This is a genomic window from Nocardioides sp. CPCC 206348, assembly GCF_048654705.1.
In the GTDB taxonomy this organism is placed as follows: Bacteria; Actinomycetota; Actinomycetes; order Propionibacteriales; family Nocardioidaceae; genus Nocardioides.
The window spans coordinates 79,797-90,476 of sequence record NZ_JBMCZA010000229.1 but is presented as its reverse complement, the minus strand read 5'-3'; the positions used below and the strand labels follow the sequence as shown (position 1 = coordinate 90,476).

6 protein-coding genes and 1 tRNA gene are annotated in these 10,680 nt (G+C 69.2%); 4 read left to right on the top strand and 3 right to left on the bottom strand.

Translation table 11 applies throughout. From position 1 onward, the window contains the following. Positions 1-148 precede the first annotated feature (148 nt). Together pyk and ACOADB_RS26245 are read left to right on the top strand one after the other, a co-directional pair. The gene (gene pyk, locus ACOADB_RS26250) at positions 149-1,585 is read left to right on the top strand and encodes a pyruvate kinase (RefSeq protein ID WP_378605935.1); all 1,437 of its coding nucleotides are present in this window, start codon (positions 149-151) and stop codon (positions 1,583-1,585) included. 291 nt (positions 1,586-1,876) lie between these two features. Then, positions 1,877-6,271, top strand: a complete 4,395-nt coding sequence (locus ACOADB_RS26245; RefSeq protein ID WP_378605932.1) for a beta-L-arabinofuranosidase domain-containing protein — start codon at positions 1,877-1,879, stop codon at positions 6,269-6,271. A 33-nt stretch (positions 6,272-6,304) separates the two neighbouring features. Here the strand turns inward: ACOADB_RS26245 and ACOADB_RS26240 are convergent, their stop codons facing one another. The 3 genes from ACOADB_RS26240 to ACOADB_RS26230 form a co-directional block, all read right to left on the bottom strand. Next, on the bottom strand, positions 6,305-6,673 hold the full coding sequence (locus ACOADB_RS26240) for a DUF779 domain-containing protein (RefSeq protein ID WP_378605929.1): 369 nt from the start codon (positions 6,671-6,673) through the stop codon (positions 6,305-6,307). Then, positions 6,673-8,196 (bottom strand): aldehyde dehydrogenase family protein, encoded by a 1,524-nt coding sequence (locus ACOADB_RS26235; RefSeq protein WP_378605926.1) that lies wholly within the window; start codon positions 8,194-8,196, stop codon positions 6,673-6,675. Before ACOADB_RS26235 ends, ACOADB_RS26240 begins: the two co-directional genes overlap by 1 nt. Before the next feature lie 174 nt (positions 8,197-8,370). Continuing rightward, positions 8,371-9,588, bottom strand: a complete 1,218-nt coding sequence (locus ACOADB_RS26230) for a GAF domain-containing protein (RefSeq protein WP_378605923.1) — start codon at positions 9,586-9,588, stop codon at positions 8,371-8,373. Positions 9,589-9,806: 218 nt separating this feature from the next. On the opposite strand from ACOADB_RS26230, the gene ACOADB_RS26225 reads away from it, so the two are divergent. Together ACOADB_RS26225 and ACOADB_RS26220 are read left to right on the top strand one after the other, a co-directional pair. Continuing rightward, positions 9,807-10,508, top strand: coding sequence for a hypothetical protein (locus ACOADB_RS26225; RefSeq protein ID WP_378605920.1), 702 nt, complete (start codon positions 9,807-9,809; stop codon positions 10,506-10,508). 63 nt (positions 10,509-10,571) lie between these two features. Continuing rightward, positions 10,572-10,661: transfer RNA gene (locus ACOADB_RS26220), tRNA-Ser, on the top strand. Positions 10,662-10,680: the final 19 nt, after the last annotated feature.

Genomic DNA, 10,680 nt, shown 5'->3' with positions numbered 1-10,680 from the left:
TCGGGGTCGACGTGCTCGCCGACTTCGCGGAGATGACGGGCGTCGAGATCGCCGTCATCGATGCCGACACGACGCCGCGGAGCTTCCAGCGCGAGCTGCGCTGGAGTGCGGCCTACCACCGCCTCGCGTCGGGGATCTGAGGACGACGTTGGAGCGATCCCGCCGCGCAAAGGTCGTCTGCACGCTCGGGCCGGCGACGGCGTCCGAGCAGCAGGTCCGGGCGCTGGTCGACGCGGGCATGGATGTCGCCCGGCTCAACATGAGCCACGGGACCCAGGCGGACCATGCCGAGGTCCACGGTCGGGTCCGCGCTGCCGCGCAGGCCAGTGGCCGCGCGGTGGCGGTGCTGGCGGACCTGCAGGGCCCGAAGATCCGGCTGCGCCGGTTCGGCGACGGACCGGTCGTGCTGCGCCGCGGCCAGCGGTGGACCATCACCACCCGCGACGTGCTCGGGGACAGCGAGGCCTGCGCGACGTCGTACGACGGCCTGCCGGGTGACGTTCGCGCCGGTGATCCCGTCCTCATCGATGACGGCAAGATCCGCCTTCGCGTGGTCGAGGTGACGGGCAAGGACGTCGTGACCGAGGTCCTCGTCGGAGGGCAGGTCAGCGACCACAAGGGCATCAACCTCCCGGGTGTCGCGGTCTCCGTCCCGGCGCTGTCGGCCAAGGACGCCGACGACCTGCGCTTCGCGTTGCGCCTCGGCGTCGACCTCGTCGCGCTGAGCTTCGTGCGCGATGCCGCCGACGCGGACGACGTACGGGCGATCATGACCGAGGAGGACGTGCACGTCCCGGTGATCGCGAAGATCGAGAAGCCGCAGGCGATCGCCAACCTCGACGCCATCGTCGCCGCCTTCGACGGCGTGATGGTCGCGCGCGGCGACCTCGGCGTGGAGTGTCCGCTCGAGGAGGTCCCGTTCCTCCAGAAGCAGGTCATCGTGGCGGCCCGCCGCAACGCCAAGCCGGTCATCGTGGCGACACAGATGCTCGAGTCGATGGTCTCCAGCCCGGCGCCGACCCGTGCCGAGACCAGCGACGTCGCCAACGCGGTGCTCGACGGTGCCGACGCGGTGATGCTCTCCGGCGAGACCAGTGTGGGCGCCCACCCGATCACGACGGTCGAGACGATGGCCCGCATCATCGCGTCGACCGAGCGCCACGCGCTCGAGAGCCAGCAGTTCGGCAGGTTCGACCGGATCGACTTCGACCCGCACACCCGCGGGGGAGTGATCACCAAGGCGGCCGAGGAGGTCGCCGAGCGGGTCGGGGCGTCGTACGTCGTGGCCTTCACCCAGTCCGGGGACTCGGCCCGTCGGGTCGCCCGGCTGCGCAGCCGCATCCCCGTGCTGGCGTTCACCCCGGACCCGCAGGTGCGTGCGCAGCTCGCCCTCAGCTGGGGTGTCGAGGCCTACACGACCGCGCCGCCGGTCGACACCGACGACATGGTCCGGCAGGTCGACCACGAGCTGCTGCGCAGCGGCCGCGTCGTGGAGGGCGACCTGGTCGTGATCGTTGCCGGCAGCCCGCCCGGCGTCCCCGGCTCCACCAACGCGCTCTGGATCCACCGGATCGGCCAGCGCTGACGCTCACGCTCCCCGGTGGACAGCGTGTTACCGCACCATCGAGTCGCGGCTCGGGTGCCGGACCACCCACAGCGCGAGGTCGCGCACGAGCAGGACCACCTCGCGGGCGATCACGAGTCCCGCCGATTGCTCGTGGCTCGGTGCATTGCGTGAGCGTTCACATTCAGCCCCCATCTGTGTGGAGCCCGATTTCTCGGACTGATCCGATTCTGGCCTTGACGATCATGTTAGCGCTAACAGTACTGTGATGGCCATCACTTCCTGGACCGTGGAGCAACCATGCCGTCGAACATGTCCCACAGGGTCGCCACTGTCGCGACCATCCTGCTGACCCTGGTCGGGGTCTTCGCGCTGCCGCCCGCACCGGCCGCCGCTGCGTCGGTCCTCGACCACCCGGCCCTCCTGCTCTCCTTCGAGGACGACCTCGTCGATGCCAGTGGCGCGGCCGTTCCGGTCGAGGCGCGCAAGGTGGGTGGCGGCGCACCGTCGTACTCCTTCGTCGAGGGCGTCACGAGCGGCTCCAGGGCCCTCCAGCTGACCAGTGGCACCTACCTGGACCTCGGCACCAGTGTCGCGCTCCAGCCGGCCGCGCTGACGGTGTCCTTCTGGCTCAAGCCAGCCACCGCGATGGCCGGCGAGCAGGTGATCACGTGGAGCAAGCAGGCCTACAACTCCGACGGCTGGTACCTCTCGTCGGAGGGCAACAGCTCGCCCCTGGCGCTCTCGGTCGGTCCCGGCGGTGCGCAGCCGTACAAGCTGCGGGTCACCTCGAGCGACCGGGCGACGTTCTTCCCCGCCGGCCAGTGGACGCACGTCGCGGTGTCCTACGACAGTGCCACCAAGCAGGCGAGCTTCTACCGCAACGGCATCAGGGTTCCCTCCCAGGTCGCCCAGCCCGTCGCAGGAGCCTCGACCGGTGTCATCACCGGCACGGCTGCCCTGCCGAAGACGATCGGCTTCAACGGCCCGCAGTACAACGGCGCGTTCCTGGCCAGCGCCCTCGACCAGTACGGTCTCTACACCGGTGTCGCGAGCACCGCCGATGTCGCCACCCTCTACGAGCAGGGCGGCGGGAGCCTCGACAAGGAGGCCCTCGCGCAGGCCGCTGCCGACGACATCAACGTTCCGGACACGGCGACGGTCGGACTCGCCCTGCCCTCCGAGGCCGCCAACGGCGCGGAGATCACCTGGGCCTCCAGCGACCCGGACGTGATCGGCACCGACGGCTCGGTGCACCCGCCCGGCGACGGCGAGGCCGACGCCGAGGTCACGCTGACCGCCACGGTCCGGTACGCCGACGGCGATCCCGTGACGCGCACCTTCGTGGTCGTGGTCCCGGCGCCTCGCGAGGTCCTCGAGGACAGCGGCCTCGGCGTCCGGGTCGACGACGACTACCTCAACAACGCGGCGGCGAAGGAGCAGGAGTACCTCACCAGCCTGGACTCCGGGAAGTTCCTCTTCTGGTTCCACAAGACCGCTGGGCTCACCCCGCCCACCGCGTCCGGCTACAGCGGCTGGGAGGACGGCAGCACGGGCGGCAACTTCCGCGGCCACGCCTTCGGGCACTACATGTCGGCGCTGGCCCTGTCCTGGGCAGGCACCCCCGACACCGACGTCCGCACGGCGCTCCGTGCAGAGATCGACCAGGCGGTCGCCGGCCTCGCCGAGGTCCAGGCGACCTACGCAGGAACCGTTCGCGAGGGCTACGTCGGCCCGTTCCGCGACTCCGCCCTGGACGCCGTCGAGGGGCGTGGCACGTCGAACGATCCGGTCATCGTGCCGTACTACAACCTGCACAAGGTGCTGGCCGGCCTGCTCGACATCGACAAGTACGTCGGGGGAGCGACCGGCGATCAGGCACTCTCCATCGCGGAGGGCTTCGGCGAGTACCTCCACGGCCGGGTGTCGACGCTGAGCGACACCAGCGTCATGCTCCGCACGGAGTACGGCGGCATGAACGACGCGCTCTACGAGCTGTACGTCCGTAGTGGCGGCAACCCCCACTTCAACGAGGCAGCCGAGGCCTTCGACGAGGTCAGCCTCTTCCGGCAGCTCGCGAACGGGCAGGACGTGCTCTCGGGCAAGCACGCCAACACCACGATCCCCAAGCTGATCGGTGCGCTGAAGCGCTACACCGTCTTCACCCAGGACCCGGAGCTGTACGCCACGCTGAGCGAGCAGGAGAAGGCAGATCTGCCGATGTACCTCCAGGCTGCCCAGAACTTCTGGCAGATCGTCATCGACGACCACACCTACGCGACCGGGTCCAACAGCCAGGCCGAGCACTTCCACGACCCGGAGTCGCTTCACGAGTTCGCTGCGCAGAAGGGGGCGACCGGCAACGCGGAGACCAGCGAGACGTGCAACGAGTACAACATGCTGAAGCTGTCGCGCGAGCTGTTCAAGCTCACCCAGGACGTGAAGTACGCCGACTACTACGAGAACACGTTCCTCAACCACATCGTGTCGTCGCAGAACCCCGAGACCGGCATGACGACGTACTTCCAGGCCATGGCGCCGGGCTACTACAAGCTCTACTCACTGCCCTACACGCTGTTCTGGTGCTGCACGGGGACCGGCATGGAGAACTTCTCCAAGCTCGGTGACTCGATGTACTTCACCGGCACCCGCAGCGTCTGGGTCAACCTGTTCTTCAGCTCCCGCTTCGAGGACGCGGAGACCAACCTCGCCGTCACCCAGGAGGCGGACCTGCCCACGAGCGACACGGTCACCTTCCGGATCGGGGCGGCCGACGGCGGCCAGGTCGCCGCCGACGCCCAGCTGCGGCTGCGGGTCCCGGACTGGGTGGTCGGTGGACCGGCCCTGGCCGTCAACGGGTCCGAGGTCGCTCCGACGATCGACGACGGGTACGTCGTCCTGACCGGTCTCGTCGCTGGCGACGTGGTCACCTACCGCCTGCCGATGAAGGTCGAGGTCATTGCGACGCCCGACAACGCGGACTTCTTCGCGTTCAGGTACGGGCCGGCGGTGCTCAGCGCCGGACTCGGCACCAGGGATCTGGACAAGTACAACCCGGTGGGGATCCTGGTTCGCGTGCCGGCGCTGGATCCGGAGGCACAGCAGACGATCGTCCTCGATGCGGAGTCCGTGCAGGCGTGGAAGGACGACATCGCCGACAACCTGGTCAGGGTCGCCGACTCCGCCGACGGCCAGGTCCAGTTCGAGCTGCGCAACACCGTCGACGGAGAGGGTCTCGTCTTCACGCCGCACTACCGGCGCCACGACGAGCGCTACGGCCTCTACTTCAGCTACGAGGTCAAGGACTCCGCGGCCGCCCAGCAACGGATCCTCGACGCGAAGGAGCGGCTGCGCGAGGACGAGATCGTCATCGACTCCCTCGACAGCTTCGACAACAACAACTTCGAGAACGCCAAGAACCTCAAGGCGTCGTCGACCTCGTCGGTCGGCACCTTCAACGGCCGCCAGTTCCGGCACGCTCCGGGACCGGACGGCTGGTTCAGCTACGACCTGGAGGTCGACCCTGCCCAGGCGCAGAACTTCCTGCGCACCCGGTACTACTCCGGGGACCAGGGCCGCTCCTTTGACGTCTACCTCAACGACGTGAAGCTGAAGACCCAGACGATCACGACTGCCGCGGGGACGAACGTCTTCCACTTCGTGACCGACGAGATCCCGCGAACCCATCTGGACAACCCGCGCTGGAAGGTCGATGCCAACGGTGATCCGGTGCTCGACGGCGACGGACAGAAGATCCCGGTCGTCACCGTGCGCTTCCAGTCGACGGGCGGCTGGGCCGGCGGCGTGTTCGGCGTGGCCACCACCGGTCCGCAGGAGTACGACGACGACGCCCGCCTGGTCGCGCTGGCGGCCGAGCCGGGCGACCTCGCGCCGGCGTTCTCGCCCGACGTGGCGGCGTACACGCTGACGGTGCCGGCAGGCACCGACGAGGTCGACCTCGACCTGGACCCGCGGACCCCGAGCGGGCTGGTGAAGGTCGACGGAGTGCTGGTCGACGACACCCGGCCGCGGACGGTGGAGCTCCAGCTCGATGGTCCGACCACCGTGCAGGTCCAGGCCTTCGCACAGGACCACGTGACGTCCACGACGTACACGGTCACGGTGGTCCAGGGCGACGGACCTGCCCCGGTCGCGACGGTGAGGCCCTCGATCGCGGGGACGGCCCAGGTGGGGCACAAGCTGAAGGCGACCATCGGCACCTGGGACGTCCCGGGTGTGTCCGGGACGATCCAGTGGCTCGCGAACGGGTCGCCCGTCGTGGGAGCCACCGGTTCGTCGTACCAGGTCCGCAGGGGCGACGTCGGCAAGCGGCTGTCCGTCCGGGTGACGGCCACCGTCGACGGACGTGCACCGGGGAGTGCGGACAGCGCCGCGACCGCCGTCGTGCGACGCGGTGCCTCCCGGATGGCGGTCACGACCTCACGGTCGGTCGTTCCGCGAGGTCGTGCTGTCATCGTGACGACGCGGATCGCCGCGACCGGCCTGGTGGCGACGGGCCGGGTGAGCGTGTACGACAACGGACGGCTGGTGGCCCGGCCGGCGCTGGTCAACGGCGTCGCCCGGGTCGCTCTGCGGCCCCGGCGGTCCGGGAGGCACCTGATCGTGGTCAGGTACGCGGGAGCGTCATGGATCGCGCCGAGTCGGGACTGGACGACGATCCGGGTGCGGAGAGCAACCAGCGGGTGAGGTCGCGCACCAGGAGCGCGACCTCCCGGACCATCACGAGGCCGCCTCCGCGGACTCCTCGTCGGTGAACAGCCGCGAGCGGATCAGGAACCGGACGCCGTACGGCGCCTCGAGGGAGAAGCCCGCACCCCGGCCGGGGACGACGTCGATGGTCAGGTGCGTGTGCGACCAGTACTCGAACTGCGCCTTCGACATCCACACCGGCACCTGACGGTCCAGGTCGATGTCGAGGTCGCCGAGGTGGACGTCGGCGTCGCTCAGCAGGAAGTCGCCGTCGGGGAAGCACATCGGCGACGACCCGTCGCAGCAGCCACCGGACTGGTGGAACATCACCGGCCCGTTGGCCTCGGTGAGGCGGCGGAGCAACTCCGCCGCCTCACCGGTCACAGCCACGCGATCCATCAGAAGAAGCCGAGCGCGTCCGGGCTGTAGGACACGAGCAGGTTCTTGGTCTGCTGGTAGTGGTCGAGCATCATCTTGTGGTTCTCGCGGCCGATGCCGGACTGCTTGTAGCCGCCGAAGGCCGCGTGGGCCGGGTAGGCGTGGTAGTTGTTCGTCCACACCCGGCCGGCCTGGATCTCCTTGCCGGCACGGAAGGCCTGGGACCCGTCGCGCGACCAGACACCGGCGCCGAGGCCGTACAGCGTGTCGTTGGCGATCTTCAGGGCATCGGCCTCGTCGTCGAAGCTGGTGAGCGAGACGACCGGACCGAAGATCTCCTCCTGGAAGATCCGCATCGAGTTGTCGCCCTCGAACACGGTCGGCTGCACGTAGTAGCCCTCCGCGAGGTCGCCCTCGAGGATCGCGCGCTCGCCACCGATGAGGACCTTCGCGCCCTCCTGCTTGCCGATGTCGATGTACGACAGGATCTTCTCGAGCTGGTCGTTGGAGGCCTGGGCGCCCATCATCGTGGTGTCGTCGAGCGGGTTGCCCTGCTTGATCGCGCGGACCCGTTCGATCGCGTCCGGCACGAACGTGTCGTACATGCTGCGCTGCACGAGCGCGCGCGACGGGCAGGTGCAGACCTCGCCCTGGTTGAGGGCGAACATCGTGAAGCCCTCCAGCGCCTTGTCGTAGAAGGCGTCCTTCTCGGTGTTGACCGAGTCGAAGAACACGTTCGGGCTCTTGCCGCCGAGCTCGAGGGTGACCGGGATGATGTTCTGGCTGGCGTACTGCATGATCAGCCGGCCCGTGGTGGTCTCGCCGGTGAAGGCGATCTTCGCGATGCGCGGGCTGGACGCCAGCGGCTTCCCGGCCTCGACGCCGAAGCCGTTGACGACGTTGAGGACGCCGGCCGGCAGCAGGTCGCCGATGATCTCCATCAGCTTGAGGATCGACCACGGGGTCTGCTCGGCAGGCTTGAGCACGACGGCGTTGCCGGCGGCCAGTGCGGGTGCGAGCTTCCACACGGCCATCAGGATCGGGAAGTTCCACGGGATGATCTGGCCGACCACGCCCAGCGGCTCGTGGAAGTGGTACGCGTAGGTGTTCGCGTCGATCTCGGAGATCCCGCCCTCCTGCGCCCGGATGCAACCGGCGAAGTAGCGGAAGTGGTCGACGGCCAGCGGCAGGTCGGCGTTGATGGTCTCGCGGACCGCCTTGCCGTTGTCCCAGGTCTCCGCGACGGCGAGCTGGAGGAGGTTCTCCTCGATCCGGTCGGCGATCTTGTTGAGGACGTTGGCCCGCTCGGCCGGGGAGGTGGCACCCCAGGCCGGGGCCGCGGCGTGCGCGGCGTCGAGCGCGGCGTCGATGTCCTCGGCCGTGCCGCGGGCGATCTCGGTGAACGGCTTGCCGTTGACCGGCGAGATGTTCTCGAAGTAGTCGCCCTTGATCGGGTCCACCCACTCGCCACCGATGTAGTGGCCGTAGCGGGACTCGACGGTGACGAGCGAGTCGGGTTGTCCGGGTGCTGCATAGACGGTCATGGCGTCCTCCAGGTGTCGTCGGTGGGCCGTTGTGTGACGGTGATCACGACGTTACGAAGGGCAACGTTGCGGACTGGTTGCGTCTGACGGCGGTCAGCCGGCAGCGTGGCGGGAGGCGTGCGACGGGCAGCTTGCTGCCCCCTCTTGCGCCGGAGACACGCTCGGCCAGTTCAATCAGGCGAGGTCGCGGTCGAGGCGGGCGAGCTGCCCCTCGACCAGGGCGCGCATCGGCGACGTCGGCGCCACGACGGCACGCTGCGCGAGCCACATGTCGTAGTCGTCGCGGCCCCAGCCCGAGCGGGTCCAGGCCGACATCAGCTCCGGCGCCTGCGAGCGGAGCAGCCCCTGGCGGAGCGACGCGGCGAGGCCGTCGCGTAGTCGTACGACGCCCGGTGCCGTCGAGCGCGGCAGGACCGGGCCGCCGTACCCGCGCATCGCGGAGCGGAGGTCGCCGGCCGCGAGCTGCGCCTCGACCGCCAGCCAGTCGCCGGACACGGGGGCCGTCAGCCGGTAGGGGCGGGAGGCGAGGAGGTCCTCGCCCAGCAGGCCACGGAGCCGGTTGAGCTCGGCGCGCAGCGTCGACGTACCGCCGTCCTCCTCGTAGAGCATGACGGCGAGCTCGTCGCCGGTGAGACCGCCCGGGTACGCCGCGAGCAACGCGACGATCTCGCTGTGCCGGCGCGACAGCCGGAGCCGGTTGAGCTTGCCCTGGCCGTTGTCGATGGTGATCAGCGCTTCGTTGTGGCCGAGCAGCTCGAGCACCAGGCGCAGGCCGGTGGCGCGCTCCGGGGTGGGAGGCGGCGGCAGGAGGCGGGCGAGCTCGGCCTCGGCCAGGCGGGCTGCGGCCCGCACCATCGCCATGGTCTGCGGTACGACGATCGCGTCGCCCCCGGTCACGTCGAGGACGCCCAGCACCTGGCTGGTGGCGGGGTCGTGGATCGGCGTCGCCGCACAGCTCCACGAGCGCACCGAGGAGCGGAAGTGCTCGTCGCGGGTGATGAACGCGTCGCGGCCGGTGGCCAGCGCGAGCCCGGGCGCATTGGTGCCGGCCAGCCGCTCGTCCCAGTTGCTGCCTTCCACGAACCCGATCCGTTCGGTCTGGCGGAGCCGCTCCGGCGTACCGCACACCCAGAGCAGGGTGCCCTCGTGGTCGGCGAGCGCCATCACGGCGCCACAGTCGCGGACCTCGTTGCCGAGGACGTCATCGAGGAGGGGGAAGACGCGGGCGAGGGGATGGGCCTCGCGCAGGCCGCGCAGGTCAGGGGTCTCCAGTGCGATCGGCGCCTCGAGCTGGGTGACGTCGACGCCCGCCGCGGCCGAGCGCTCCCAGGACGCCGCCACCTCTGCGCGCATCCGGGTGGGTTCGGCGTCCGTCATTGCTCCAGTAGACATCGTCGCCCTCCGTGTGACCAGCGTCTCGTGCTCCTGACGATGCCCGGGCAACGTTGCAACCACGTTGCGAGGGGCTGTGGCGAACCTCCCGAAGGGATGGACGCATTGCGCCGTTCCCGGGATTTCCAACCGTTCGTACAGACCTGTCCCAATCCCCTGACAGGCATGTCACGCCCGACTACGGTGCGGGGTTCATGTCACCAACTGTAGGAGTTCCGTTGACCACCCCGACACGCCGCCGATTCTTCGGCGGAATCACCCCTTTGAGCCTCGCCCTTCTCGTCGTCGTACTCCTGATGGGCAGCACCGGGGGCGCCGTTGCCGGTGCCCTGATCACGGGCAAGCAGATCAAGGACGGCACGGTGTCCACCATCGACGTCACGAACGAGAGCCTGACGGGCACCGACGTCAGGAACGAGACCCTCACTGGCGCCGACATCAGGAACGACAGCGTGAGCGCCAGCGACATCGTTGACGACCCCCGCCTGTGGGGTGCCGTGATGAACGAGGCCTACGGCTTCTCGGCGTTCGACATCCCGGTCGCGACGACCTTCTCCTCCAGGAAGGGCTTCGTGCAGATCACGGCCACGATCGACGCCGCTGACGACAAGAACGTCGCTGGTTTCGACACGCTGCTCTTCACGCTGTTCATCGACGGCAAGCAGATCGACGTCGTGCACGGCCTGACCTTCGCGTCCGAAGGTGACTCCGGCAACGGCGTCATCACCGTCATCGTCCCCGTTGCGGCCGGCTCGCACACAGTCGAGCTACTCACGGCGCAGGAGTCCGACCCGGAGGTCGTCGGAGAGATCGCCTTCGACATGTCCGCCGCCGAGCTGTCCGTCGCGTACACGGCTATCGGCACTACGAGCGCCAGCGTCCTCGCGCCGCGTCCGGTGCACGGGCGCATCGCCCGCTGACACTCGCCGCGAGTGGGGTGCCGGATTTCAGCACCCCCACCCTGCTCCGGTAGCCTCTCCGGCGGTGGCGTGTCCGAGCGGCCGAAGGTGCAACACTCGAAATGTTGTGTGGGGTCAAACCCACCGTGGGTTCAAATCCCACCGCCACCGCCATTGTGATCTCGCAAGAGAC